The sequence below is a fragment of the Stenotrophomonas acidaminiphila genome (assembly GCF_014109845.1).
GTDB lineage: Bacteria > Pseudomonadota > Gammaproteobacteria > Xanthomonadales > Xanthomonadaceae > Stenotrophomonas > Stenotrophomonas acidaminiphila.
Genome location: NZ_CP043567.1, coordinates 1,654,729 through 1,677,836, shown reverse-complemented (window position 1 = coordinate 1,677,836; position 23,108 = coordinate 1,654,729). Strand labels below are relative to the sequence as shown.

33 protein-coding genes are annotated in these 23,108 nt (G+C 65.0%); all 33 read right to left on the bottom strand.

Features of this window, described 5'->3' with window-relative positions:
* Window positions 1-12: 12 nt before the first annotated feature.
* Window positions 13-528: a disulfide bond formation protein B gene (locus F0P95_RS07650; protein ID WP_182336331.1), complete on the bottom strand. Its 516-nt coding sequence runs from the start codon at window positions 526-528 to the stop codon at window positions 13-15.
* Window positions 529-822: 294 nt separating this feature from the next.
* Entirely contained in the window at window positions 823-1,209 is a 387-nt protein-coding gene (gene rplQ, locus F0P95_RS07645) for a 50S ribosomal protein L17 (protein ID WP_054663360.1), read from the bottom strand.
* 192 nt (window positions 1,210-1,401) lie between these two features.
* Window positions 1,402-2,400 (bottom strand): DNA-directed RNA polymerase subunit alpha, encoded by a 999-nt coding sequence (locus tag F0P95_RS07640; protein WP_054663357.1) that lies wholly within the window; start codon window positions 2,398-2,400, stop codon window positions 1,402-1,404.
* A 55-nt stretch (window positions 2,401-2,455) separates the two neighbouring features.
* Complete coding sequence (gene rpsD / locus F0P95_RS07635) at window positions 2,456-3,085, bottom strand: 30S ribosomal protein S4 (RefSeq protein WP_054663355.1); 630 nt, start codon at window positions 3,083-3,085, stop codon at window positions 2,456-2,458.
* Window positions 3,086-3,099: 14 nt separating this feature from the next.
* Window positions 3,100-3,492, bottom strand: coding sequence for a 30S ribosomal protein S11 (rpsK, locus tag F0P95_RS07630; protein ID WP_054663352.1), 393 nt, complete (start codon window positions 3,490-3,492; stop codon window positions 3,100-3,102).
* Window positions 3,493-3,504: 12 nt separating this feature from the next.
* The gene (gene rpsM, locus F0P95_RS07625; protein WP_054663350.1) at window positions 3,505-3,861 is read right to left on the bottom strand and encodes a 30S ribosomal protein S13; all 357 of its coding nucleotides are present in this window, start codon (window positions 3,859-3,861) and stop codon (window positions 3,505-3,507) included.
* 348 nt (window positions 3,862-4,209) lie between these two features.
* Window positions 4,210-5,565, bottom strand: coding sequence for a preprotein translocase subunit SecY (gene secY, locus F0P95_RS07620; protein ID WP_054663347.1), 1,356 nt, complete (start codon window positions 5,563-5,565; stop codon window positions 4,210-4,212).
* Window positions 5,566-5,572: 7 nt separating this feature from the next.
* The gene (rplO, locus tag F0P95_RS07615) at window positions 5,573-6,016 is read right to left on the bottom strand and encodes a 50S ribosomal protein L15 (protein WP_056931945.1); all 444 of its coding nucleotides are present in this window, start codon (window positions 6,014-6,016) and stop codon (window positions 5,573-5,575) included.
* A gap of 6 nt (window positions 6,017-6,022) precedes the next feature.
* Window positions 6,023-6,214 (bottom strand): 50S ribosomal protein L30, encoded by a 192-nt coding sequence (gene rpmD, locus F0P95_RS07610; RefSeq protein WP_005408214.1) that lies wholly within the window; start codon window positions 6,212-6,214, stop codon window positions 6,023-6,025.
* The gene (rpsE, locus tag F0P95_RS07605; protein ID WP_054663341.1) at window positions 6,207-6,749 is read right to left on the bottom strand and encodes a 30S ribosomal protein S5; all 543 of its coding nucleotides are present in this window, start codon (window positions 6,747-6,749) and stop codon (window positions 6,207-6,209) included. The genes rpmD and rpsE overlap by 8 nt, the downstream gene beginning before the upstream one ends.
* Before the next feature lie 160 nt (window positions 6,750-6,909).
* Window positions 6,910-7,263, bottom strand: a complete 354-nt coding sequence (rplR, locus tag F0P95_RS07600) for a 50S ribosomal protein L18 (protein ID WP_054663339.1) — start codon at window positions 7,261-7,263, stop codon at window positions 6,910-6,912.
* Between the two features lie 33 nt (window positions 7,264-7,296).
* The gene (rplF, locus tag F0P95_RS07595; protein WP_054663337.1) at window positions 7,297-7,824 is read right to left on the bottom strand and encodes a 50S ribosomal protein L6; all 528 of its coding nucleotides are present in this window, start codon (window positions 7,822-7,824) and stop codon (window positions 7,297-7,299) included.
* A gap of 17 nt (window positions 7,825-7,841) precedes the next feature.
* Window positions 7,842-8,240: a 30S ribosomal protein S8 gene (gene rpsH / locus F0P95_RS07590; RefSeq protein WP_054663335.1), complete on the bottom strand. Its 399-nt coding sequence runs from the start codon at window positions 8,238-8,240 to the stop codon at window positions 7,842-7,844.
* 216 nt (window positions 8,241-8,456) lie between these two features.
* Window positions 8,457-8,762 carry a 30S ribosomal protein S14 gene (gene rpsN, locus F0P95_RS07585; RefSeq protein ID WP_054663332.1) on the bottom strand — a complete coding sequence of 102 codons (306 nt, stop codon included), beginning with the start codon at window positions 8,760-8,762 and terminating at the stop codon, window positions 8,457-8,459.
* 18 nt (window positions 8,763-8,780) lie between these two features.
* On the bottom strand, window positions 8,781-9,323 hold the full coding sequence (rplE, locus tag F0P95_RS07580) for a 50S ribosomal protein L5 (protein WP_054663329.1): 543 nt from the start codon (window positions 9,321-9,323) through the stop codon (window positions 8,781-8,783).
* An 11-nt stretch (window positions 9,324-9,334) separates the two neighbouring features.
* Window positions 9,335-9,652: a 50S ribosomal protein L24 gene (gene rplX / locus F0P95_RS07575; RefSeq protein WP_054663326.1), complete on the bottom strand. Its 318-nt coding sequence runs from the start codon at window positions 9,650-9,652 to the stop codon at window positions 9,335-9,337.
* Window positions 9,653-9,668: 16 nt separating this feature from the next.
* Complete coding sequence (rplN, locus tag F0P95_RS07570) at window positions 9,669-10,037, bottom strand: 50S ribosomal protein L14 (protein ID WP_003479595.1); 369 nt, start codon at window positions 10,035-10,037, stop codon at window positions 9,669-9,671.
* A gap of 12 nt (window positions 10,038-10,049) precedes the next feature.
* The gene (gene rpsQ, locus F0P95_RS07565; RefSeq protein WP_054663323.1) at window positions 10,050-10,319 is read right to left on the bottom strand and encodes a 30S ribosomal protein S17; all 270 of its coding nucleotides are present in this window, start codon (window positions 10,317-10,319) and stop codon (window positions 10,050-10,052) included.
* An 11-nt stretch (window positions 10,320-10,330) separates the two neighbouring features.
* Entirely contained in the window at window positions 10,331-10,516 is a 186-nt protein-coding gene (gene rpmC / locus F0P95_RS07560) for a 50S ribosomal protein L29 (protein ID WP_054663321.1), read from the bottom strand.
* Window positions 10,516-10,929 carry a 50S ribosomal protein L16 gene (gene rplP, locus F0P95_RS07555; RefSeq protein ID WP_054663318.1) on the bottom strand — a complete coding sequence of 138 codons (414 nt, stop codon included), beginning with the start codon at window positions 10,927-10,929 and terminating at the stop codon, window positions 10,516-10,518. Before rplP ends, rpmC begins: the two co-directional genes overlap by 1 nt.
* 5 nt (window positions 10,930-10,934) lie before the next feature.
* Window positions 10,935-11,660 carry a 30S ribosomal protein S3 gene (gene rpsC / locus F0P95_RS07550; RefSeq protein ID WP_182336330.1) on the bottom strand — a complete coding sequence of 242 codons (726 nt, stop codon included), beginning with the start codon at window positions 11,658-11,660 and terminating at the stop codon, window positions 10,935-10,937.
* A gap of 2 nt (window positions 11,661-11,662) precedes the next feature.
* Window positions 11,663-11,998: a 50S ribosomal protein L22 gene (rplV, locus tag F0P95_RS07545; protein WP_054668596.1), complete on the bottom strand. Its 336-nt coding sequence runs from the start codon at window positions 11,996-11,998 to the stop codon at window positions 11,663-11,665.
* A 12-nt stretch (window positions 11,999-12,010) separates the two neighbouring features.
* The gene (gene rpsS / locus F0P95_RS07540; protein WP_055767489.1) at window positions 12,011-12,280 is read right to left on the bottom strand and encodes a 30S ribosomal protein S19; all 270 of its coding nucleotides are present in this window, start codon (window positions 12,278-12,280) and stop codon (window positions 12,011-12,013) included.
* A gap of 6 nt (window positions 12,281-12,286) precedes the next feature.
* Window positions 12,287-13,114 carry a 50S ribosomal protein L2 gene (rplB, locus tag F0P95_RS07535; RefSeq protein WP_056931946.1) on the bottom strand — a complete coding sequence of 276 codons (828 nt, stop codon included), beginning with the start codon at window positions 13,112-13,114 and terminating at the stop codon, window positions 12,287-12,289.
* 10 nt (window positions 13,115-13,124) lie between these two features.
* Window positions 13,125-13,424 carry a 50S ribosomal protein L23 gene (rplW, locus tag F0P95_RS07530; RefSeq protein ID WP_054663307.1) on the bottom strand — a complete coding sequence of 100 codons (300 nt, stop codon included), beginning with the start codon at window positions 13,422-13,424 and terminating at the stop codon, window positions 13,125-13,127.
* Entirely contained in the window at window positions 13,421-14,026 is a 606-nt protein-coding gene (gene rplD, locus F0P95_RS07525; protein WP_182336329.1) for a 50S ribosomal protein L4, read from the bottom strand. The genes rplW and rplD overlap by 4 nt, the downstream gene beginning before the upstream one ends.
* Window positions 14,027-14,038: 12 nt before the next feature.
* On the bottom strand, window positions 14,039-14,689 hold the full coding sequence (rplC, locus tag F0P95_RS07520) for a 50S ribosomal protein L3 (protein WP_054663304.1): 651 nt from the start codon (window positions 14,687-14,689) through the stop codon (window positions 14,039-14,041).
* Between the two features lie 11 nt (window positions 14,690-14,700).
* Window positions 14,701-15,012 (bottom strand): 30S ribosomal protein S10, encoded by a 312-nt coding sequence (gene rpsJ, locus F0P95_RS07515; RefSeq protein ID WP_005408208.1) that lies wholly within the window; start codon window positions 15,010-15,012, stop codon window positions 14,701-14,703.
* A 400-nt stretch (window positions 15,013-15,412) separates the two neighbouring features.
* A complete protein-coding gene (locus F0P95_RS07510) occupies window positions 15,413-18,145 on the bottom strand; it encodes a M14 family metallopeptidase (RefSeq protein WP_182336328.1) in 2,733 nt (910 codons plus the stop codon).
* A gap of 416 nt (window positions 18,146-18,561) precedes the next feature.
* The gene (tuf, locus tag F0P95_RS07505) at window positions 18,562-19,752 is read right to left on the bottom strand and encodes an elongation factor Tu (protein ID WP_054663274.1); all 1,191 of its coding nucleotides are present in this window, start codon (window positions 19,750-19,752) and stop codon (window positions 18,562-18,564) included.
* Window positions 19,753-19,806: 54 nt separating this feature from the next.
* Window positions 19,807-21,936, bottom strand: coding sequence for an elongation factor G (fusA, locus tag F0P95_RS07500; protein ID WP_054663300.1), 2,130 nt, complete (start codon window positions 21,934-21,936; stop codon window positions 19,807-19,809).
* Window positions 21,937-22,075: 139 nt separating this feature from the next.
* Window positions 22,076-22,543 carry a 30S ribosomal protein S7 gene (gene rpsG / locus F0P95_RS07495; protein ID WP_104938134.1) on the bottom strand — a complete coding sequence of 156 codons (468 nt, stop codon included), beginning with the start codon at window positions 22,541-22,543 and terminating at the stop codon, window positions 22,076-22,078.
* A 12-nt stretch (window positions 22,544-22,555) separates the two neighbouring features.
* A complete protein-coding gene (gene rpsL, locus F0P95_RS07490) occupies window positions 22,556-22,930 on the bottom strand; it encodes a 30S ribosomal protein S12 (protein WP_004145320.1) in 375 nt (124 codons plus the stop codon).
* Window positions 22,931-23,108: the final 178 nt, after the last annotated feature.

Here is a 23,108-nt window from a genome sequence, read left to right as displayed (position 1 = left end):
AAGCAAAGGGACTCAGAACAGGCGTGTCCGGCGCGCGCGCAGGCCGGCATACAGCGCCCACGCACCCAGCAGCGCGAACCACACCAGGCTCCACATCGGCATGCTCAGGCCGAGGAAGGTCCAGTCGATGTTGCCGCAGTCGCCGGTACCGGTAAGCACGGTACGGAACACCTCGAACGGGCCCATGGTCTCGCTGAGGAAACTCAACGGCGGGCCGCAGCTGCTGCCCAGGTCCTTCGGCAGCAGTTGCACGTACACGTGGCGCCCGGCAATGCCGGCGCCCACCGCCGCGGCGATGAACGCCAGCACGCCGTATGCGCTGCGGCCAGTACGGGCGGACGGCCCGTGCAGCGCGCCCAACAGGAACGCCAGGCCCACCGCGGCGAAGGCGATGCGCTGGAAAATGCACAGCGGACAGGGCTCCAGGCCCATCTCCAGCTGCATCCAGATGGCGAACGCAAGAAGACCCGCACAGGCCAGGAAGCCCAGCAGGCACTGCGCGCGGAAGCTCCACCGCAAAGGATTCATCGTGTCGTTCCGGATCAATGATCCAACAAGCGTAACAGGCCGGCAGCCGCGCGACAGCATCCACCACGCGGACCGTATCGCCGATGCTCGACGCCATGCGGCTGCCGGACCGCGCCATGCCCATGCACTGCGCATCGATCGCACCCGGGTCGCAGCGAACGGTAGCGGCCCCGACGTCCATGCGTCCGGACAGTGCGCCCGGCCAGCCACGCGCCGCAGCGTACGGACTCCGGAAAAGCGAAAAGCCCGGGCGAGGCCGGGCTTTTCGTTTCAGGCTCGTTGCGGAAGGCGCGATTACTCGGCCACTTCCTCGGCAACGGCGGCCGGACGGTCCACCAGCTCGACGTAGGCCATCGGCGCGTTGTCGCCGGCACGGAAGCCGCACTTCAGCAGGCGCAGGTAGCCGCCCGGACGGCTGGCGTAGCGTGGGCCCAGCACGGTGAACAGGTTGCCGACGGCTTCCTTGTCACGCAGGCGGGCGAAAGCCAGGCGGCGGTTGGCGACGGAGTCGACCTTGGCCAGGGTGATCAGCGGCTCGGCGACGCGGCGCAGTTCCTTGGCCTTCGGCAGGGTGGTCTTGATCAGCTCGTGCTTGAACAGCGAGGCGGCCATGTTCTTGAACATCGCTTCGCGGTGGGCGCTGGTGCGGTTGAACTTGCGGCCCGACTTCTGGTGGCGCATGGGTCTATTCCTTGGTCAATGATGGTTCGTTGGACTTCGTTGTCGCCTTCCTGGCGTTGCGGCTGTGGACTGCGGGTGGTCCTGGTCGCCCTGTTCCCTGGACGACCGGCACCGTGGCTTTCAAGCCATCGGCGCGGGTACTGCGTGCTGCCGCTCCCCGCATGGTTGCCCATGCGGGGAAGCAGGGATTGCTCAGCCCAGCATGCCGTGGGCGGAGACGCCGGCCGGCGGCCAGTTCTCCAGCTTCATGCCGAGCGACAGGCCACGCTGGGCCAGCACTTCCTTGATCTCGGTCAGCGACTTCTTGCCGAGGTTCGGGGTCTTGAGCAGCTCCACTTCGGTCTTCTGGATCAGATCGCCGATGTAGTAGATGCTCTCGGCCTTCAGGCAGTTGGCCGAACGGACGGTCAGCTCCAGGTCGTCGATCGGGCGCAGCAGCACCGGATCCACGCCGTTGTTGGCCGGCTTGGCCGCACCGCGGTCGCGGTGGGTGAAGTCACCGAACACCGAGAGCTGATCGCTGAGGATGTCGGCCGCGGTGCGGACGGCTTCCTCGGCATCGATCGTGCCGTTGGTTTCGATATCGATGACCAGCTTGTCCAGGTCGGTGCGCTGTTCGACGCGGGCCGCTTCCACGGCGTAGGCGACGCGGCGGACCGGCGAGAACGAGGCGTCCAGGACCAGGCGGCCGATGGCACGGGTTTCTTCGTCCGGACGACGACGCGAAGCCGCCGGCTGGTAGCCGAAGCCACGCTCGACCTTCAGGCGCATGTTGATCGCCGTGTCCTTGGTCAGGTTGCAGATGATCTGCTCGCCGTTGAGGACTTCGACGTTGTGGTCGACCTTGATGTCGGCGGCAGTCACCACACCCGGACCCTGCTTGGACAGGGAGATGGTGGCACTGTCACCGGAATGCATGCGGATGGCCACGTCCTTCAGGTTGAGCAGGACTTCGAGCACGTCCTCCTGCAGCCCTTCGACCGTGGTGTACTCATGCAGCACGCCGTCGATCTCGACTTCCGTGATGGCGAAGCCCGGGATGGACGACAGCAGCACGCGACGCAGGGCATTGCCCAGCGTATGCCCGTAACCCCGCTCCAAGGGCTCGATAACGACCTTGGCGCGGGTGTCGGTAAGGCGTTCGATCTGCGGACCGCGGGGACGCAGAACCTGGTTGGCGGTAACCGTCATGTTGCGGGTTCTCCTAGTGAACCCCCGGCCGTCGCCGGGGGTTCTCCAATGTGAATTACTTCGAGTACAGCTCGACGATCAGCGCTTCGTTGATGTCCGCCGGCAGGTCGGCGCGATCCGGCACGGCCTTGAACACGCCGCTGAACTTCTTCGAATCGACTTCCACCCACGACGGGCTCAGGTCATGCTGTTCGGCGATGGTCAGGGCTTCCTGGACACGCAGCTGCTTGGCAGCCTTTTCCGACAGGGCGATCGCGTCGCCGGCCTTGACCTGGTACGAGGCCAGGTTGACCGACTTGCCGTTCACGGTGACGCCGCGGTGCGAGACCAGCTGGCGCGCGGCCGGACGGGTCACGGCGAAGCCCATGCGGTAGACGACGTTGTCCAGACGGGTTTCCAGCAGCTGCAGCAGGTTCTCGCCGGTGTTGCCCTTCTTGGTCGAGGCCTTCTTGTAGTAATTGCGGAACTGGCGCTCCAGCAGGCCGTAGATGCGCTTGACCTTCTGCTTCTCGCGCAGCTGGGTGGCGTAGTCGGACAGCTTGCCCTTGCGGGCGGTGGCGCCGTGCTGGCCGGGCTTCTGCTCCAGCTTGCACTTGGAGTCCAGCGCACGGGCCGGGCTCTTCAGCGACAGGTCGGCGCCTTCGCGACGGGCGAGCTTACAGGTAGGACCGATATAACGAGCCATTTCTTATCGCTCCTTTAGACGCGACGCTTCTTCGGCGGACGGCACCCGTTGTGCGGGATCGGCGTCACGTCGATGATGTTGGTGATCTTGTAGCCGACGTTGTTCAACGAACGCACGGCCGACTCACGGCCCGGACCCGGACCCTTGATGCGGACTTCCAGCGACTTCACGCCGTAGTCCAGCGCGGCCTTGCCGGCCTTCTCGGCGGCGACCTGCGCAGCGAACGGGGTCGACTTGCGCGAACCGCGGAAGCCGGCACCACCGGAGGTCGCCCAGGACAGTGCATTGCCCTGGCGGTCGGTGATGGTCACGATGGTGTTGTTGAAAGAAGCGTGGACGTGGGCGACGCCGTCGGTGATGACGCGCTTGATCTTCTTCTTGGTCTTAGCAGCAGCGGGCTTAGCCATTTTCTAGGTCCCTTACTTCTTAAGCGCCTTGCGCGGACCCTTGCGGGTGCGTGCGTTGGTCTTGGTGCGCTGACCACGCAGCGGCAGGCCGCGACGGTGACGCAGGCCGCGGTAGCAGCCCAGGTCCATCAGGCGCTTGATGGCGATGCCGACTTCACGACGCAGGTCGCCTTCGACGATGTACTTGCCCACTTCGAGGCGCAGACGGTCGATTTCCGGCTCCGACAGGTCGCGGATCTTGGTGGTCGAAGTAACGCCTGCGGCTTCGCAGACCTTCTTCGAGCGGGTACGGCCGATGCCGTAAATGCTTTGCAACCCGACCCAGACATGCTTCTGGGCTGGCAGGTTGACGCCTGCAATACGCGCCATGACGCGGTTCTCCAGCTGAGTGATGGCCGAATGCGCACCGCGTGGCGCGCCATTCCGGCAGGATGGATCAAAAAAGTGAACTAGCGATTCTAACAAGGTCCCGGTTTGCTTGGAAGCCCGTGGAACACAAGGTTCCATGAGCCCGGCGTGGGGAGTGTGCCCATGCTCCGGCGCCGGATGTGCCTGGCAGGGAGATTTCTCTCCAGGCCGCCCGCGCTACTCCCGCGCGGAACTACCACATCGCACCCCCACCCGAGACCGCTGCGGGGGCCGCCCTTCTGTCTGGAAGGCCCGCCCGGGGAACCAGGGCGGCCTTCTCGCTATGAAGCGGAAAGTATAACGGGGGAATCAGCCGCGTGCAAAACCGCCGCGGTTGCCACCCTTCAGGTTGGCCTTCTTCAGCAGGCTCTCGTACTGGTGCGACATCAGGTGCGCCTGCACCTGGGCGATGAAGTCCATCACCACCACCACCACGATCAGCAGCGAGGTACCGCCGAAGTAGAACGAGGCATTGAGCTGGGTGCGCATCAGCTCCGGCAGCAGGCACACGATCACCAGGTACAGCGAGCCGGCCGCGGTCAGGCGGGTCAGCACCGCGTCGATGTACTCGGCGGTGGCCTTGCCCGGACGGATACCCGGGATCAGCGCGCCCGACTTCTTCAGGTTGTCGGCGGTTTCCTGCGAGTTGAACACCAGCGCGGTATAGAAGAACGCGAAACCGGTGATCAGCGCGGCGAACACGATCATGTGCAGCGGCTCGCCCGGACCCAGCGCGTTGGCCACCTTCTGCAGCCAGGTCGCGGAGCTGGCCTGGCCGGACCACATCGCCAGCGTCGCCGGGAAGGCCAGGATGCTGGAGGCGAAGATCGCCGGGATCACGCCCGCCATGTTCAGCTTCAGCGGCAGGAACGAGGTCTGGTTCATGTACGCATTGCGGCCACCCTGGCGCCGTGCGTAGTTGACCGTGATGCGACGCTGGCCGCGCTCGACGAACACCACGAAATAGGTGAACGCCAGCACCACGATGACGATCAGCAGCAGCGAGATGAAGCTCATGTTGCCGTCACGGTAGGCATCCAGCGTGTGGATGACCGCTGCCGGCAGGCCGGCGACGATGCCGGCGAAGATGATCAGCGAGACACCGTTGCCGATACCGCGCTCGGTGACCTGCTCGCCGACCCACATCAGGAAGATGGTGCCGGCAGTCAGCGCGACCACGGCGGTGAGCACGAAGCCCATGCCCGGCGCGTAGACGACCGGCGCGCCGCCCGGCGACACCTGGTTCTGCAGCGCCAGGGCGATGCTGCCGCCCTGCACGATGGCCAGGAGCACCGCGCCGATGCGCGAATACTGGGTGATCTTGCGACGGCCCGACTCGCCTTCCTTCTGCATCGCCTTGAGCGCGGGGAAGATGTGGACCGCCAGCTGCATCACGATCGATGCCGAGATGTACGGCATCACGTTCAACGCGAAGATGCTGAAACGGTGCAGGGCGCCGCCCGAGAACATGTTGAACATGTCCACGATACCGCCGCCCTGCGCCTGCATCAGCGCAAGCATGGCATCGGGATTGACGCCCGGCACCGGCACGTAGCAGCCGATGCGATAGACGAGCAATGCCCCGACTACGAACAGAAGACGCTGGCGAAGTTCAGTGAACTTGCCCATTCCGCCCGCGAGGTTACCGATGCCAGCTTGCGCCATGTTCCAGTTACTCCTGTACGCTGCCGCCGGCAGCTTCGATCGCGGCCTTGGCACCGGCCGTGGCGGCGACGCCCTTCAGGGTGAACGCCTTGGTCACGTCGCCCTTGACGACGATCTTGGCCTTCTTGGCGGTGCTCGGAACCAGCTTGGCGGCACGCAGGGCGGCGAAATCGATCTCGCCGGCCGGCAGCTTGTCCAGCTGGTACAGCAGCACTTCAGCGGTGTCCTTGGCGATCGGCGAACGGAAGCCGATCTTCGGCAGACGACGCTGCATGGGGGTCTGGCCGCCTTCGAAGCCAGCCTTGATCTTGCCGCCACCCTTGCGGGCGAACGAACCCTTGTGGCCGCGGCCGGCGGTCTTGCCCAGGCCCGAGCCGATACCACGACCGACGCGGGTGCGCTCGGTGCGGGCGCCCGGAGCCGGGCTCAGTTCATTGAGACGCAGAGTCATGGTCGATTACTCCTCAACCTGGACGAGGTACTGAACCTTGTTGATCAGGCCGCGAACCTGCGGGCTGTCCTTCAGTTCACGCACATCGTTGAGCTTGTTCAGGCCCAGGGCACGCACCGACAGGCGGTGACGCGACTGGGTTCCACGCAGGCCGCGCACCAGGCGCACCTTCACGGTCTTGTTGGACTCATTAGCCATGGTTGAGTTCCTCCACCTTCTTGCCACGCTTGGCCGCGATGCGCGCCGGCGACTGCATGCCGGCCAGGCCCTTCACGGTGGCGCGGACCAGGTTGATCGGGTTGCGCGAACCGGTGGCCTTGGCCAGCACGTTCTTCACGCCAACCGCTTCCAGGACGGCGCGCATGGCACCGCCGGCGATCACGCCGGTACCTTCCGAGGCGGGCTGCATGAACACGCGGGCCGCACCGTGGCCGTCCTTGACCGGATGCCACAGAGTGCCGTTGTTCAGGTCGACGTTGACCAGGTTCTTGCGGGCCTGCTCCATCGACTTCTGGATGGCGACCGGCACTTCGCGCGCCTTGCCATAGCCGAAACCGACCTTGCCTTCGCCGTCGCCGACCACGGTCAGGGCGGTGAAGGTGAACTGGCGACCACCCTTGACGGTCTTGCTGACGCGGTTGACCGCGACCAGCTTCTCGATCATGCCGTCGTCGATCTTCTCTTCGCGGTTGCGGTCGCGGTCGCGACCCCGCTGCTGACGTTCTTCTGCCATGTTGATTCCTTGGTTGTTGGGTATGTACGGCTCGGGGCCGCTTATGGTTGTGGAATGACGCGTTGTTCCGGTGGGCCGCTGCAGAAGAACGGCGCCGTCCGGCCTCGCTCAGGCCGGCGAGCGGGCGGGCAGGAGCCGACAAGGCCCCTGCCCCATTCCCTTAGAACTGCAGGCCGGCCTCGCGCGCGGCGTCCGCCAGGGCCTTGATGCGGCCGTGGTAGCGGTAGCCCGAACGATCGAAGGCGACCTTCTCGACGCCGGCGGCCTTGGCGCGCTCGGCAACGATGCGGCCCACCTTGGCGGCGGCGTCGGCGTTCTTGCCGTTCTTCAGACCGTCCTTGACGTCGGCCTGGGTGGTGTTGGCGGCAGCCAGCACCTTCGAGCCGTCGGCGGTGAAGACCTGCGCGTACAGGTGCTGGCCGGTACGCAGCACCGACAGGCGCGGCACGCCCAGGGTGCGGATGTGCGAACGGGTCGACTTGGCGCGACGCAGGCGAGCGATGTTCTTGTTCATGATCTTTATCCTCGAAAGCTGAAAACCTAGGAATTAGGCCTTCTTGGCTTCCTTGCGAATGATGTTCTCACCGGCGTACTTCACACCCTTGCCCTTGTAGGGCTCCGGCGGACGGTAGCCACGGATCTTGGCGGCGACTTCACCGACCACCTGCTTGTCCGCGCCCTGCACGACGATTTCCGTCTGCGTCGGGGTGGCCAGGGTGATGCCTTCCGGCGCCACGAACACGACGGGGTGCGAGAAGCCCAGCGACAGGTTCAGGTCCTTGCCCTGCATGGCAGCGCGGTAACCCACGCCCACCAGCTCCAGCTTCTTCTCGAAGCCTTCGGACACGCCCTTGACCATGTTGGCCAGGATCGAACGCACGGTGCCGGTCAGCGCGTCGAAGGAGATGTCCTTCGGATTCAGCGTGACGACGCCATTGTCGATGGTGATTTCAACGCCAGCGGCCTTGTTCAGCGACAGGGTGCCCTTCGGGCCCTTCACGCTCACGGATTCCGGCTGGATGTTCAGTTCAACGCCCTTGGGCAGGTTGATCGGCTTCTTGGCTACGCGGGACATGTTCTACTCCTTCTCGCTTAGGCCACGAAGCACAGGACTTCGCCGCCGACGCCCTGCTGGCGCGCCTGCGCATCAGTCATGATGCCCTTGGAGGTGGAAATGATGGCAATGCCCAGGCCGTTGAGGACCTTCGGCAGCTCGCTCTTGCCACGGTACTGGCGCAGGCCCGAACGCGAATAGCGCTTCAGGGTCGCGATGACCGGCTTGCCCTCGAAGTACTTCAGGACGATTTCCAGCTCGGACTTGTTGTTGTCCAGCTGGTTGACGCGCAGGTCGGTGATGTAACCCTCGTCCTTCAGGACCTGGGCAATCGCCACCTTGATCTTGGACGACGGCGCTTTCACCGTCTGCTTGCCAACCGCGGCCGCATTCTTGATGCGGACCAGCAGGTCGGCGATGGGATCAGTCATGCTCATGTGTATACCTTTGAGTGCACCGATATCCGCTTTCGCGAAAATCTCGAGTTTTCCCGGGATGGGCCGGGGCCCTTTTCCAACGTCACCCGCACTTCTGGCCGGGCAAGACGCGGGAGTATACGACAAAAAGTCCGACTTGCGTCGGACTCCCTGTCTTGCCGGCTGGTTGCCCTGCCGGCCCACCGGCCGGACCTTGCGGCCCGGCGCGGGGGTTTCTTACCAGCTGGCCTTGCGCAGGCCCGGCACGTCGCCACGCATGGTGGCTTCACGCAGCTTGTTGCGGCCCAGGCCGAACTTGCGGTACACGCCACGCGGGCGGCCCGACAGTTCGCAGCGGTTGCGCTGGCGGCTCGGCGACGAATCGCGCGGCAGCTTGGACAGCTTGGCCGCGGCTTCGATCTTCTCTTCGTAGCTCGCGTCCACCGAGGACACGATCTTCTTCAGAGCAGCACGCTTGTCGGCGTACTTCTTGGCCAGCTTTTCCCGCTTGATGTCGCGGTTGACCATGGAGGTCTTTGCCATTTCGGTTTCCTCGACGGATCAGTTACGGAACGGGAACTTGAACGCTGCCAGCAGCGCCTTCGCTTCCGCATCGGTCTTGGCGGTGGTGGTGATGGCGATATCCATGCCGCGGATCGCGTCGACGGCGTCGAAGTCGATTTCCGGGAAGATGATCTGTTCCTTCACACCCATGTTGTAGTTGCCGCGACCGTCGAACGAACGACCCGACACGCCGCGGAAGTCACGCACGCGCGGCAGCGAGATGTTGATCAGGCGATCCAGGAATTCGAACATGGTGTTGCGGCGCAGGGTGACCTTGCAACCGATCGGCCAGCCATCGCGGATCTTGAACGAGGCCACCGAGACGCGCGACTTGGTGACCACCGGCTTCTGGCCGGTGATCTTGGTCATGTCGGCCACGGCGTTCTCGAGCACCTTCTTGTTGGTCGCGGCTTCGCCGACGCCCATGTTGACGGTGATCTTGACCAGCTTCGGCACTTCCATCGGATTGGTGTAACCGAACTGCTTCATCAGCGCCGGCACCACTTCTTCCTTGTAGATTTTTTCGAGACGGGAAGTCATCAGCTCATTCCTCAGGCGTCAATCGCCTCACCGCTGGAGCGGAACACACGCAGTTTGCGTCCATCCTCCAGCACCTTGAAGCCAACGCGCTCGCCCTTGCCCGAAGCCGGGTTCAGGACATTGACGTTGGAGATATGGATCGAAGCTTCACGCTCGACCACGCCGCCGGCAACGCCTGCCTGCGGGTTCGGCTTGGTGTGGCGCTTGACGATGTTCACGTTGGCGACGACCACGCGGTCGCCGTCGACGCGGACGACTTCGCCCTGCTTGCCCTTGTCCTTGCCGGTGTTGACGACGACCTGGTCGCCCTTCTTGATACGGTTAGCCATGATTATCTCCTGTCGCTCACAGCACTTCGGGAGCGAGCGAGACGATCTTCATGAACTTCTCGGAACGAAGTTCACGGGTCACCGGCCCGAAGATACGGGTGCCGATCGGCTCCTGCTTGTTGTTCAGCAGGACCGCGGCGTTGCCGTCGAAACGGATCAGCGAACCGTCGGCGCGACGCACACCCTTGCGGGTACGCACCACGACGGCGTCGTACACTTCGCCCTTCTTGACCTTGCCGCGCGGAATCGCGTCCTTCACGGTGACCTTGATGATGTCGCCGATGTGGGCATAACGGCGCTTCGAGCCGCCCAACACCTTGATGCACATCACTTCCTTGGCACCGGAGTTGTCAGCGACGTCGAGGTAGCTCTGCATCTGAATCATGATTCAGGCTCCTTATTTCGCTGCGCGGGTGATGACTTCCACCACCCGCCAGTTCTTGGTCTTGGACAGCGGCGCAATCTCGGTCACACGCACGAAATCACCTTCGTTGCAGGTGTTCTCGGCGTCGTGAGCGTGCAGCTTGGTCGAGCGCTTGATGTACTTGCCGTACAGGGCGTGCTTGACCTGGCGCTCCACCAACACGGTGACCGTCTTGTCCATCTTGTTGCTGACCACACGGCCTTCGACCGTGCGCAGCGTCTTGCTTTCAGTATTTTCGCTCATCGCAGCCATCCTTACTTCGTGCTGCCGATCAGGTGCTTGACGCGAGCGATCTCGCGGCGCACCCGGCGGGTTTCGTGGGTCTTCGGCAGCTGGCCGGTGGCGGCCTGCATGCGGAGCGAGAACTGCTCCTTGCGCAGGTCGCCCAGGTGGGCCTTGAGTTCGTCAGCCGACTTCTCGCGGAGTTGTTTGATGTCCATCAGCGCACCGTCCGGGTCACGAAAGTGGTGGTGACCGAGAGCTTGGCCGATGCCAGGCGGAACGCCTCGCGTGCCACTTCCTCGGAAACACCCTCGATTTCATAGATCATGCGGCCCGGCTGGATCTGGGCGACCCAGTACTCCACGCCACCCTTACCGGCACCCATTCGGACTTCGATGGGCTTCTTGGTGATGGGCTTGTCCGGGAAAACGCGGATCCACATCTTGCCGCCACGCTTGACGTAACGGCTGATCGAACGACGGGCCGCTTCGATCTGGCGCGCGGTCAGCTGGCCGTGAGCGGTGGCCTTCAGGCCGTACTCACCGAAGCTGACGGCATTGGCGCTCCAGCTCAGGCCGTCGTTGCGGCCCTTGAACATCTTGCGGTATTTGGTTCGCTTGGGTTGCAACATTGCCGTTACCTCGCTTCACGAGCCGGGCGCGACGGACGGTCGCCACGATCGTTGCGATCGCTGCGCGGGCTGTCGTCCTGCTTTTCCTGGCCAACCTGGGAGAAATCGAAGACCTCGCCCTTGTAGATCCAGACCTTGATGCCGATGATGCCGTAGGTGGTGCTGGCCTCAGCGAAACCGTAGTCGATGTCGGCGCGCAGGGTGTGCAGCGGCACGCGGCCTTCGCGGTACCACTCCGAACGGGCGATTTCAGCGCCGTTCAAGCGGCCAGCCACGTTGACCTTGATGCCCAGGGCACCCAGGCGCATCGCGTTGCCGACCGCACGCTTCATCGCGCGGCGGAACATGATGCGACGCTCCAGCTGCTGCGCGATCGACTCGGCGACCAGCTGCGCGTCCAGCTCCGGCTTGCGCACTTCGGTGACGTTGATGTGCGCCGGGACGCCCATCACTTCGCTCACTTCCTTGCGCAGCTTCTCGATGTCCTCACCACGCTTGCCGATCACCACGCCCGGACGGGCGGTGTGGATCGTCACGCGCGCGGTCTTGGCCGGACGCTCGATCAGGATCTTGGAGATACCGGCCTGCGCCAGCTTCTTGCGAAGCATCTCGCGGACCTTCAGGTCGGCCGCCAGGTAGCTGGCGAACTCGGCCTTGTTGGCGTACCACTTGGAGTTCCAGTCCTTGGCGATGCCCAGGCGGATACCAATCGGATGAACTTTGTGACCCATCGTTATTTGCCCTCGCCCACGACCACGGTGATGTGGCTGGTGCGCTTGAGAATGCGCGTGCCGCGGCCCTTGGCGCGGGCCATGAAGCGCTTCAGGCTCGGACCTTCATCAACCATGATGGTCTTGACCTTCAGCTCATCGACGTCGGCGCCCTGGTTGTTCTCGGCGTTCGCGATGGCCGACTCCACCACCTTCTTGATGAGGGCGGCAGCCTTCTTGTCCGAGAACTTCAGCAGATTGACCGCACGCTCGGCCGGAAGGCCGCGCACCTGGTCAGCGACCAGACGGGCCTTCTGCGGGGAGATGCGCGCGGTGCGCAGGATTGCTTTCGCTTCCATCGTCATCTCTCCTTACTTGCCCGACTTCTTGTCAGCACCATGACCCTTGAAGGTCCGGGTGATGGCGAATTCGCCGAGCTTGTGGCCGACCATGTTCTCGTTGACGAGAACCGGTACGTGGTTCTTGCCGTTATGCACGGCGATGGTGACGCCTACCATTTCCGGCAGGATCATCGAACGGCGCGACCAAGTCTTGATCGGCTTCTTGCTGCCCGCAGCGGCCTCCACCTTCTTGACGAGGTGGTGATCGACGAACGGGCCCTTCTTGAGTGAACGTGCCATGGTCGATTAGCCCCTACGATCGCGGACGATGAACTGCTGGGTGCGCTTGTTATGGCGCGTCTTGTAGCCCTTGGTCGGGACACCCCACGGGGTGACCGGATGCGGGTTACCCTGGCCGGCCTTGGCCTCACCACCACCGTGCGGGTGGTCCACCGGGTTCATGGCGGCACCGCGGACGGTCGGGCGGACACCGCGCCAACGCTTGGCGCCGGCCTTGCCCAGCTTCTCCAGGTTGTGCTCGTCGTTGCCGACTTCGCCGATGGTGGCGCGGCACTCGACCGGCACCTTGCGCATTTCACCCGAGCGCAGGCGCAGGGTGGCGTAGATGCCTTCACGAGCCACCAGCTGCACCGAAGCACCGGCGGCACGGGCGATCTGGGCGCCCTTGCCCGGCTTCAGCTCGATGCCGTGGATGGTGGTACCGACCGGGATGTTGCGCAGCGGCAGGGTGTTGCCGGTCTTGATCGGCGCATGCGCACCGGAGATGACCTGGTCACCCGCCTTCAGGCCCTTCGGGGCGATGATGTAGCGGCGCTCACCGTCGACGTAGCACAGCAGGGCGATGTGGGCGGTGCGGTTCGGATCGTATTCGATGCGTTCCACGCGCGCCGGAATGCCTTCCTTGTTGCGCTTGAAGTCGATGATGCGGTAGTGCTGCTTGTGGCCACCACCAACGTGACGGGTGGTGATGCGGCCGTGGTGGTTGCGACCACCGGACTTGCTCTGCGACTCCACCAGCGCAGCGTGCGGCGCACCCTTGTGCAGATCGGGCGTGACCACGCGCAGGGCCGAGCGGCGGCCTGCGGAGGTGGGCTTGAATTTCATCAATGGCATGGGATGTACCTCAGGCCTTGGCCGTTACATCGATGGACTGGCCATCGGCCAGGCGCACGTACGCCTTGCGCCAATCGCCGCGGCGGCCAGCGCGGTTACGGAAGGACTTGCTCTTGCCCTTGACGTTGACCACGTTGACGGCCTCGACCTTGACGTCGAACAGCTGCTCGACCGCGGCCTTCACATCGGCCTTGGTTGCTTCGTTCGAGACTTCGAAGACGTACTGGTTGGAGAGTTCCTGCAGGCGCGCGGTCTTTTCGGAGACTCGCGGAGCGCGCAGCACGCTGAAGATTTTTTCGTTGCTGCTCATGCCAGCCACTCCTCGACCTTCTTGACCGCGTCGGCGGTGATGACGACCGTGTCGGCACCGACCAGAGCGACCGGATCCAGACCCTGGACGTCACGCACCTGCACGTAGGGCAGGTTGCGGGCCGACAGGTACAGATGCTCGGAAGCCTCTTCGGTGACGATCAGCGGACGCTTGCCCACTTCCAGGCCAGCCAGCTTGCCGATCAGACCCTTGGTGCTGGTCGCGTCCACGTCGAAGGACTCGACGATGGTCAGGCGGCCCTGGCGGTTCAGCTCGGACAGGATGGCGCACATGGCGGCGCGATACTGCTTGCGGTTGACCTTCTGCTCGAAGCTGCGCGGCTTGGCCGCGAACGTGACGCCACCGCCGACGAAGATCGGAGCGGTCAGGGCACCGTGGCGAGCGCCACCACCCTTCTGCTTCTTCGACTTCTTGGTGGTGCCGGCCACTTCAGAGCGCGTCTTCTGTGCCTTGGTACCGGCGCGAGCGGCGTTGCGGTAGGCAACGACGACCTGGTGGACCAGATCTTCGCTGAAATCGCGACCGAACACGGCTTCGGAGACCGAGACCTTGTTGTTGCTACCCGTGATAACGAGTTCCATCGTCATCTCTCCTTATGCCTTGCTCGCCGGACGCACGATCACGTCGCCACCGGCAGCACCCGGAACGGCACCACGGACGGCAATCAGACCACGCTCGACGTCGACCTTGACCACTTCCAGGTTCTGCGTGCTCTGCTGCACGGCACCCATGTGGCCGGCCATCTTCTTGCCCGGGAAAACGCGACCCGGGGTCTGGCGCTGGCCCAACGAACCCGGCGCGCGATGCGACAGCGAGTTACCGTGGGTGGCGTCGCCCATGGTGAAGTTGTAGCGCTTGATGGTGCCCTGGAAGCCCTTGCCCTTGGTGACACCCTGGACGTCGACCTTCTGGCCAACGGCAAAGATGTCCGCCTTGACTTCGCCACCGACGGCGTAATCGCCGATCTGGGCGTCCTCGACGCGGAATTCCCACAGGCCACGGCCGGCTTCGACCTTGGCCTTGGCGAAGTGGCCGGCTTCCGGCTTGTTCACCAGGGCGGCGCGACGGGCGCCGACGGTCACCTGCACGGCGCTGTAGCCGTCGGTTTCGACGGTCTTGACCTGCGCGATGCGGTTCGGGGTGGCTTCGATCAGGGTCACCGGGATGGACTGGCCGTCCTCGGTGAAAACGCGGCTCATGCCGGCCTTGCGGCCCACGAAGCCCAACGAATACTTCTTCGTCATGGTCGCAGTCCTCAGGTCAGCTTGATCTGAACGTCGACGCCGGCAGCCAGTTCGAGCTTCATCAGCGCGTCCACGGTCTTGTCGTTGGGGTCGACGATGTCGAGCACGCGCTTGTGCGTGCGGGTTTCGTACTGGTCACGCGCGTCCTTGTCGACGTGCGGGGAAACCAGAACGGTGTAACGTTCGATCTTGGTAGGCAGCGGGATCGGGCCACGCACTTGCGCGCCGGTCCGCTTGGCCGTTTCAACGATCTCGCTGGCCGAGCGGTCGATCAAGCGATGATCGAACGCCTTCAGCCGAATCCGGATCTTTTGGTCCGCCATGACGGTGTTCCTATAGGTCTAAAGAGCGACAGGCCCGGCCTCTTGTGTACCGGACCCCATGAATGCGCGGCGTTGTCCACCAGGCCGCCGCGCGAATCCCTTCAAAACAGCAAGGCGGCCCGGTTACCCGGCCCGCCCCAGACACAAACAAACGCGCAGAAAGCGCCCCGATGCCCTGGAGCGACCCACGCGACCTGTCCTTAGTCTGGCGAATACGAAGCGCGTCCTGCCCTTCATTTCGCTGGTTGCGGGGCCCATGCAAGCATGAGTCCCGCGAGTGGTCGTGCATTCTGTCAGCATTCCCGGGGCTTTGCAAGTCCCGGGCGCCGCCTGCCTCTTGCGCTTCAGCTGCCGGCCATGCTTGGCCGGCGGCGACGGGGGCCATGCCGGCCCCGGCGCCTCATTCCGGGTCGCCCCCGGCCTGCAGCAGGCTGTTGAACAGCAGCTTGAACGAGCCGTGGGCCTGCGCACGGAAGGTGATGTCCGTGCCGAAGAAGGTCAGGCGCCCGGCGCCGACATCGGCCTCGGCGGCCAGCACCCCGCCCTGCAGGTATTCCTGGCCCCAGGCCCAGCCGCTGCGCAGCGGGGTGGCCGTATCGAAGCGCAACAGCGGGCGGATGTCGGTGCGGCCGGCCGGCAGGTCGAACACCGGCGCATTGTCCCAGCGGCCGTCGGAGAAGTACACATCCAGCCGCTGCGGCAGCCCCCAGGCAAGCGGCCGCGACTTGTCCACCGCGACCTGCAGCACGCTGCCGGGGATGTAGTACTCGCGCTGGCTCAGCGCCCGCGGCTGGCCGTCGGCACCGGTCGACTGCAGATGACTGCGCAGCGGCAGGCCCAACTGCAGCGCCAGTCCACTGGACGAGCCGGTTGCCACGACATGGCCACCGGCCTGCAGGAAACGGCGCAGCGCGGCGACCGCGGCCTCACCCTGCAGTTCGCCGAGCAGCGGGTGGAATTCGGCCGGGATGGTGGCCGGATCCGGCGAGGCCGGCGCGCGCCCGGCCTTGCCCTCGACCGCCAGCTCCGCCGGCAGCGGCAGCGCGCCGCTGGGCAGGATCAACACGTCGAACCGGCTGCGCAGGTCGTCATCGAGGATCTGCCGCGGATACACCACTTCGTAATCGAAGCCGAAGCTGTCCAGGACCAGCCGGGTCCAACCGGACACCATGGAGCCGCCGTAGTGGTCCCACAGCGCGATCCGCGGCGCCTTCACCGACACCCCGCCAGTGACGCGGCGGTCGGCGGCAAGCGCCCGCACGCCGGTCCCGCGCAGGGCGGTGGCCAGCGCTTCGGGCGCGGCCGCCGGCACGAAGAAGGCGCCATCGCGGTCCTGCAGGCGCCGCACCGGCACGCCCGCCTTCAGCAGGCGATTGACCGCGATCACGCTGTTGTTGGCACGCGCATCGAGCAGGTAGCCGTTGGCCGAACCCGGCACCGGCACATCGGCGGGCACCTGCAGCTGCCCGGCCGGCAGCGCCTGGAACGGGCCGTCGAAGGCATCCAGCACCCGGTCGAAGGCAACCCCCATCTGGAACGCCAGCGTCCAGCCGGCGGAGTCGTAGGGCGCGATCGGCGGGCCACCCTCGTACTCGAAGTCATGCGGGTGGTCCTGCGGTTCGAACATGTCCAGCACGTGCGGCCGGAAGGCCTGGTCGGCCCGGACCACGAACGAGCCGGCCGGGTACCTGCGGCCGGCCACCACGAACGGCCGGCTGGCGCGCGATACCTCGACGCCCGCCAGCTGCAGCGCATTGACGAAGGCGGTCGCGGTCGGGAAGTCCGCCTGGTCGGCCGGGATGATGTAGCCGCGCGGGTCACGCTGGTCCGGGCTGCGCAGCAGCGCCTGCACCTGGCCCGCATCGAGCTCCGCGGCGGGCTTGCCGTCCTTGCCGGCGGCGGCGCGGGCCCTGGCCAGCACGCTCGGGCGCGGGGTCCAGGTATCGCGGCTGCCGCGCTCGATGGAATTGCGGCCCATGCGGTAGATGTTCCACAGCAGCTGCTCGCGATTGCGCGAGGCATAGTCCAGCAACGCCCAGTTGGCAGTCAGGCTGTAGTCGATGGACTGGCGGAAATGCCAGGTCTGCGCCGGCACCGGTGCCGGCAGGTTGCTGTCGGGCAGCTGCCGCTCCGGCAGGAACGGGATCTGCATCGGCGTCGGGTTGCCGGTGATCTCGGTCAGCACGCCAAGCATGTTGTGGAAGTACGGCATGGTGCGCAGGCCGCCATTCCACCAGGTGGAATACACGCTGCCGCCCTTGGATACCGCACCGGGCTTGTCCTCCTGCAGGTAGCGCAGGTTCATGGCCGACCCCAGCGCCTCCAGCCCGACCGGGATCATCGCGTCGATGTTGTAGTTGTAGGGATCGCGATACGGCGGGATGACGATGACCGTGCCCTTGGGCGAGGTCTGGTGGTGGTTGTAGACGATCTGCGGGTACCAGCGCGTGTACATGGCCAGGTTGAGGTTGCGCGTTTCCTGCAGCGCGGCCATGTAGAAATCGCGGTTGTTGTCGTGCCCTGCGTACTTCTGGTACAGGCGCGGCGGCTTGTCGAGCACGCGCCTGGCCGGCACCGGCTCGCGCATGTACCAGTCCGAGTACAGCTCCTGCCCGTCCGGGTTGGCATGGACCAGCAGGATGATGGTGTCGTCGAGGATGCGGCGGGTCTCGGCGTCGTCGCGACTGGCCAGCTGCCAGACGGTCTCGATCAACTGGTGCGCGCCGACCGTCTCGTTGGCATGCAGGCCGCCATCGATCCAGACCACCGCCTTGCCCTGCTCAGCCAACCCGCGCGCGACCGCGGCATCGTCACGCGCCCGCGCCAGCCGCTCGGAAATGGCCCGGTATTCGTCCAGCCTGGCCAGGTTGGACGGCGAGGAGGCGATCAGCATCACCTGCGCGCGCCCCTCGGAGGTCCTGCCCAGTTCCACCAGCCGGAAACGGTCGGAGCCGGCCGCGACCTTGCGGAAGTAGGCCTCGGTCCGGGTGTAGTTGGCGAGCATGTAGTCGTCGCCGATGCTGAAGCCGAAGTGCTCCTCCGGCGCCGGCGCCGCCGCCTGCGCTACCGCCGCGAACGCCGCCAGCGCTACTGCCAGCGCCCTGCGCCGCCCCTTTCCCACTGCTCGCAACATCCCTCTTCTCCTCGCGTCTGTACTGTCGGCGACCATCGCCACCGCACGCAGCACCTTAGGTGCATCCATCGCCCGGTTCACGTAGCGAAGGTCATGGCGGCGACAGCCGATTCCGGCGCGCCATGTGCGCACCCCGTCGATACAAGAGCGCGAAAGCGGGCGTTTTCCGCCATCGGCGACAACAAAGCCCGGCACCTGCCGTGCACCCCGCCCCCGCCCGGGCATGCACCAACCCAACCAGCCACCCGGGCGCGGACCTGGCTGCCGATGCCACGGCCCGGGCACGCAGCAGGTGCGCCTGCCGGCACTGCCGTGCGCCCGCTCCGGCAAAGCCACCGGCGTACGCCGCCGGCAACAAAAAAGGGCGGCCCGGAGGCCGCCCTTTTCCACGCTTCCCGCGAACGGGAAAGACGCGATTACTTGGTGATCTTGGCGACGACGCCGGCGCCGACGGTGCGGCCGCCTTCGCGGATGGCGAAGCGCAGGCCTTCGTCCATCGCCACCGGGTTGATCAGCGTGACCGACATCTTCACGTTGTCGCCCGGCATCACCATCTCGACGCCCTCCGGCAGCTGCACGGCACCGGTGATGTCGGTGGTACGGAAGTAGAACTGCGGACGGTAGCCCTTGAAGAACGGGGTGTGACGGCCACCTTCGTCCTTGGACAGCACGTACACCTCGGCTTCGAACTCGGTGTGCGGGGTGATCGAACCCGGCTTGGCCAGCACCTGGCCGCGCTCCACGTCGTCACGCTTGGTGCCGCGCAGCAGCAGGCCAGCGTTGTCGCCCGCCTGACCCTGGTCCAGCAGCTTGCGGAACATTTCCACGCCGGTCACGGTGGTCTTCTGGGTCGGACGGATACCGACGATTTCGATTTCCTCGCCCACCTTGATCACGCCGCGCTCGATACGGCCGGTCACCACGGTGCCGCGGCCCGAGATCGAGAACACGTCTTCCACCGGCATCAGGAACGGCTTGTCGACGTCACGCTCCGGGGTCGGGATCCAGCTGTCCAGCGCATCGACCAGCTTCAGGATCGCCGGCACGCCGATCTCGCTCTGGTCGCCTTCCAGCGCCAGGCGGGCCGAACCGTGCACGATCGGGGTGTCGTCGCCCGGGAAGTCGTACTTGCTCAGCAGCTCGCGCACTTCCATCTCGACCAGCTCGAGCAGCTCGGCGTCGTCCACCATGTCGGCCTTGTTCAGGAACACGACGATGTACGGCACGCCAACCTGACGCGACAGCAGGATGTGCTCGCGGGTCTGCGGCATCGGGCCGTCAGCGGCCGAGCACACCAGGATCGCGCCGTCCATCTGCGCCGCACCCGTGATCATGTTCTTCACGTAGTCGGCGTGGCCCGGGCAGTCCACGTGGGCGTAGTGGCGGGTCGCGGATTCATACTCGACGTGCGCGGTCGAGATCGTGATGCCACGCGCCTTCTCTTCCGGCGCGGCGTCGATCGAGGAGTAGTCCTTGAACTCGCCACCGAAACGCTCGGCACCGATCTTGGTCAGCGCGGCGGTCAGCGTGGTCTTGCCATGGTCGACGTGGCCGATGGTGCCGACGTTGACGTGCGGCTTGGTACGTTCGAACTTACCCTTGGACATTTTGATATTCCTTGATTAGCTGAAAGTTGTGTGGAGAACCTGAGCCCCGCGGGCTCAGGCCTTCTTGATGACGGTTTCGGCGATGTTGTTCGGCGCCGGCTCGTAGTGGTCGAATTCCATCGAGAACGTGGCGCGACCCTGGCTCATCGAACGCAGCTGGGTGGCGTAACCGAACATTTCGCCCAGCGGGATCATCGCATTGATGACAACGCCCGAAACGCTGGTGTCCGAACCCTGCAGCACGCCGCGGCGACGGCTCACGTCGCCCATCACGTCGCCCTGGTAGTCCTCCGGGGTCACGATCTCGACCTTCATGATCGGCTCCAGCAGCACCGGCTTGGCCTTGGCGAAGCCCTGCTTGAACGCCATCGAGGCGGCCAGCTTGAACGCCATTTCCGAGGAGTCGACGTCGTGGTACGAACCGAACACCAGCTTGACCTTCACGTCCACCACCGGGAAGCCGGCCAGCGGGCCGCTGGTGATGGTCTCGCGCAGGCCCTTTTCGACCGACGGGATGAATTCCTTCGGAATCACGCCACCGGTGATCTCGTTCAGGAACAGGAAGTCGTCCTTGATGTCGGCGCCGTGCTTCTCGCGGTCGGCAGCGGTGATCGGGGACATCTCGATCACGACGTGACCGTACTGGCCCTTACCACCGGACTGCTTGGCGTGCTTGTAGTCCGACTTCACGTCCGCGGCCTGGATGGTCTCGCGGTACGCGACCTGCGGCTTGCCGACGTTGGCTTCGACGTTGAACTCGCGCTTCAGGCGGTCGACGATGATGTCCAGGTGCAGCTCGCCCATGCCCGAGATGATCGTCTGGCCCGACTCTTCGTCGGTCTTGACGCGGAACGACGGGTCTTCCTGCGCCAGACGGCCCAGGGCCATGCCCATCTTTTCCTGGTCGGACTTGGTCTTCGGCTCGACCGCCATGGAGATCACCGGCTCCGGGAACGCCATGCGCTCCAGGACGATCGGGGCGTCGATGGCGCACAGGGTGTCACCGGTGGTGACATCCTTCAGGCCCACCGCCGCGGCGATGTCGCCGGCCAGCACTTCCTTGATCTCTTCGCGGTTGTTGGAGTGCATCTGCAGCACGCGGCCGATGCGCTCCTTCTTGTTGCGCACCGAGTTCAGCACCTGGTCGCCGGCGTTCAGCACGCCCGAGTAGACGCGGAAGAAGGTCAGCGAACCCACGAACGGGTCGGTCATGATCTTGAACGCCAGCGCCGAGAACGGGGCCTTGTCGCTGGATTCGCGCGACATTTCCTTGGTCTCGTCGTCGATGTCGGTGCCCTTGACCGACGGCACGTCGACCGGCGACGGCAGCAGCTTGATGACGCCGTCGAGCATGGCCTGCACGCCCTTGTTCTTGAACGCCGAGCCGCAGAACATCGGCACGATCTCGGTCGCCAGCGTACGGATACGCAGGGCGTTGTAGATCTCGTCCTCGGTCAGCTCCTCGCCGCCCAGGTACTTCTCCATCAGCTCTTCGCTGGCTTCGGCGGCCGACTCGACCATGAACGCGCGCGCTTCCTCGGCCTGGGCCTGCAGCTCGGCCGGGATGTCGCGGTACTCGAAGCTCATGCCCTGGGACTTCTCGTCCCACGCGATGGCCTTCATCTTCACCAGGTCAACCACGCCCTGGAAGTTGTCCTCGGCACCCACCGGGATCTGCATCGGCACCGGCACGGCGCCCAGGCGGGCCTTCAGCTGGTCACGGACCTTGAAGAAGTTGGCGCCGGTGCGGTCCATCTTGTTGACGAACGCGATGCGCGGCACGTGGTACTTGTTGGCCTGGCGCCACACGGTCTCGGACTGCGGCTGCACGCCACCGACGGCGCACAGCACGAACACCGCACCGTCGAGCACGCGCAGCGAACGCTCGACTTCGATGGTGAAGTCGACGTGCCCGGGGGTATCGATGATGTTGAAGCGGTGCTCCGGCATGGACTTGTCCATGCCCTTCCAGAACGCGGTGGTGGCAGCGGACTGGATCGTGATGCCACGCTCCTGCTCCTGCTCCATCCAGTCCATGGTGGCGGCGCCATCGTGCACCTCACCCAGCTTGTGGCTCTTGCCGGTGTAGAACAGGATGCGCTCGGACGTGGTGGTCTTGCCGGCATCGATGTGGGCCATGATGCCGAAGTTGCGGTAACGCTCGATGGGAGTGGTGCGGGCCACGGGGAGCCTCTCAGATTTTTCGGATTTCGGAATGGCCGAACGCCGCCTTTCGGCGGCCTTCGGGTTGACGCGGCGATTCTGTCACCGCGAGGTGACACCCAGATGGTGTCACCGGCCTGTGTTCACAAGGCCTTCAAACTCACCAGCGGTAGTGCGCGAACGCCTTGTTCGCTTCCGCCATGCGGTGGGTTTCTTCACGCTTCTTGATGGCGCCGCCACGGTTTTCCGAGGCGTCCAGCAGCTCGGCGGCCAGCTTGCGCGGCATCGAGTTCTCGCCGCGCTTGCGGGCAGACTCGATCAGCCAGCGCATGGCCAGGGCCATCTTGCGCGAGGCGCGCACTTCGACCGGCACCTGGTAGGTGGCGCCGCCGACGCGGCGGGACTTCACTTCGACGGCCGGGGCCACGTTGTCCAGCGCCTTCTGCACCAGCTCGATGGCATTCGGATTCTTTTCGCCGATCACGTCCATGGCGCCGTACACGATCTTCTCGGCGACCGACTTCTTGCCGCTCTGCATGACCATGTTGATGAAGCGGGCGATGGTTTCGCTTCCGTGCTTCGGATCGGGCAGGACGGAACGCTGCGGAGTATTACCCTTACGCGACATAGTGCTCTCTCCTTAGGCCTTCGGACGCTTGGCGCCGTACTTGGAACGGGCCTGGCGACGCTTGGCGACGCCGGCGGCGTCGAGCGAGCCACGAACGGTGTGGTAACGCACACCCGGCAGGTCCTTGACGCGACCGCCGCGGATCAGGACCACGGAGTGCTCCTGCAGGTTGTGGCCTTCACCACCGATGTAGGAAATCACCTCTTCCTGGTTGGTCAGGCGGACCTTGGCAACCTTGCGCAGAGCCGAGTTCGGCTTCTTCGGGGTGGTGGTGTAGACACGGGTGCAGACGCCACGGCGCTGCGGGCACTTGTCGAGCGCCGGCGAGGCACTCTTGTAGGTGGTCGCTTGCCGCGGCTTGCGGACCAGCTGGTTGATCGTCGCCATCAGTAGGTTCTTCTGATTGGGGCCGCAAAAACGGCCAGATGCGGAAAATGGAAAGCAGGCCCGAAATTCAGGCCTGCCGAGACAGACGATTGTAGCAACCCGTCCGGAACGCAGTCAAACGCGCTCCTTCCAGGCCAGCCCTGATCCCGGGCCGTTACAGGGGGGCCTCCATGTACCC

Excerpts from the sequence above, each read along its gene's own strand:
- F0P95_RS07650 (WP_182336331.1), bottom strand. The coding sequence starts at position 528 with ATGAATCCTTTGCGGTGGAGCTTCCGCGCGCAGTGCCTGCTGGGCTTC.
- rplQ (WP_054663360.1), bottom strand. The coding sequence starts at position 1,209 with ATGCGCCACCAGAAGTCGGGCCGCAAGTTCAACCGCACCAGCGCCCAC.
- F0P95_RS07640 (WP_054663357.1), bottom strand. The coding sequence starts at position 2,400 with ATGACGGTTACCGCCAACCAGGTTCTGCGTCCCCGCGGTCCGCAGATC.
- rpsD (WP_054663355.1), bottom strand. The coding sequence starts at position 3,085 with ATGGCTCGTTATATCGGTCCTACCTGTAAGCTCGCCCGTCGCGAAGGC.
- rpsK (WP_054663352.1), bottom strand. The coding sequence starts at position 3,492 with ATGGCTAAGCCCGCTGCTGCTAAGACCAAGAAGAAGATCAAGCGCGTC.
- rpsM (WP_054663350.1), bottom strand. The coding sequence starts at position 3,861 with ATGGCGCGTATTGCAGGCGTCAACCTGCCAGCCCAGAAGCATGTCTGG.
- secY (WP_054663347.1), bottom strand. The coding sequence starts at position 5,565 with ATGGCGCAAGCTGGCATCGGTAACCTCGCGGGCGGAATGGGCAAGTTC.
- rplO (WP_056931945.1), bottom strand. The coding sequence starts at position 6,016 with ATGACTCTGCGTCTCAATGAACTGAGCCCGGCTCCGGGCGCCCGCACC.
- rpmD (WP_005408214.1), bottom strand. The coding sequence starts at position 6,214 with ATGGCTAATGAGTCCAACAAGACCGTGAAGGTGCGCCTGGTGCGCGGC.
- rpsE (WP_054663341.1), bottom strand. The coding sequence starts at position 6,749 with ATGGCAGAAGAACGTCAGCAGCGGGGTCGCGACCGCGACCGCAACCGC.
- rplR (WP_054663339.1), bottom strand. The coding sequence starts at position 7,263 with ATGAACAAGAACATCGCTCGCCTGCGTCGCGCCAAGTCGACCCGTTCG.
- rplF (WP_054663337.1), bottom strand. The coding sequence starts at position 7,824 with ATGTCCCGCGTAGCCAAGAAGCCGATCAACCTGCCCAAGGGCGTTGAA.
- rpsH (WP_054663335.1), bottom strand. The coding sequence starts at position 8,240 with ATGAGCATGACTGATCCCATCGCCGACCTGCTGGTCCGCATCAAGAAT.
- rpsN (WP_054663332.1), bottom strand. The coding sequence starts at position 8,762 with ATGGCAAAGACCTCCATGGTCAACCGCGACATCAAGCGGGAAAAGCTG.
- rplE (WP_054663329.1), bottom strand. The coding sequence starts at position 9,323 with ATGACTTCCCGTCTCGAAAAAATCTACAAGGAAGAAGTGGTGCCGGCG.
- rplX (WP_054663326.1), bottom strand. The coding sequence starts at position 9,652 with ATGGCTAACCGTATCAAGAAGGGCGACCAGGTCGTCGTCAACACCGGC.
- rplN (WP_003479595.1), bottom strand. The coding sequence starts at position 10,037 with ATGATTCAGATGCAGAGCTACCTCGACGTCGCTGACAACTCCGGTGCC.
- rpsQ (WP_054663323.1), bottom strand. The coding sequence starts at position 10,319 with ATGAGCGAAAATACTGAAAGCAAGACGCTGCGCACGGTCGAAGGCCGT.
- rpmC (WP_054663321.1), bottom strand. The coding sequence starts at position 10,516 with ATGGACATCAAACAACTCCGCGAGAAGTCGGCTGACGAACTCAAGGCC.
- rplP (WP_054663318.1), bottom strand. The coding sequence starts at position 10,929 with ATGTTGCAACCCAAGCGAACCAAATACCGCAAGATGTTCAAGGGCCGC.
- rpsC (WP_182336330.1), bottom strand. The coding sequence starts at position 11,660 with ATGGGTCACAAAGTTCATCCGATTGGTATCCGCCTGGGCATCGCCAAG.
- rplV (WP_054668596.1), bottom strand. The coding sequence starts at position 11,998 with ATGGAAGCGAAAGCAATCCTGCGCACCGCGCGCATCTCCCCGCAGAAG.
- rpsS (WP_055767489.1), bottom strand. The coding sequence starts at position 12,280 with ATGGCACGTTCACTCAAGAAGGGCCCGTTCGTCGATCACCACCTCGTC.
- rplB (WP_056931946.1), bottom strand. The coding sequence starts at position 13,114 with ATGCCATTGATGAAATTCAAGCCCACCTCCGCAGGCCGCCGCTCGGCC.
- rplW (WP_054663307.1), bottom strand. The coding sequence starts at position 13,424 with ATGAGCAGCAACGAAAAAATCTTCAGCGTGCTGCGCGCTCCGCGAGTC.
- rplD (WP_182336329.1), bottom strand. The coding sequence starts at position 14,026 with ATGGAACTCGTTATCACGGGTAGCAACAACAAGGTCTCGGTCTCCGAA.
- rplC (WP_054663304.1), bottom strand. The coding sequence starts at position 14,689 with ATGACGAAGAAGTATTCGTTGGGCTTCGTGGGCCGCAAGGCCGGCATG.
- rpsJ (WP_005408208.1), bottom strand. The coding sequence starts at position 15,012 with ATGGCGGACCAAAAGATCCGGATTCGGCTGAAGGCGTTCGATCATCGC.
- F0P95_RS07510 (WP_182336328.1), bottom strand. The coding sequence starts at position 18,145 with ATGTTGCGAGCAGTGGGAAAGGGGCGGCGCAGGGCGCTGGCAGTAGCG.
- tuf (WP_054663274.1), bottom strand. The coding sequence starts at position 19,752 with ATGTCCAAGGGTAAGTTCGAACGTACCAAGCCGCACGTCAACGTCGGC.
- rpsG (WP_104938134.1), bottom strand. The coding sequence starts at position 22,543 with ATGTCGCGTAAGGGTAATACTCCGCAGCGTTCCGTCCTGCCCGATCCG.
- rpsL (WP_004145320.1), bottom strand. The coding sequence starts at position 22,930 with ATGGCGACGATCAACCAGCTGGTCCGCAAGCCGCGGCAAGCGACCACC.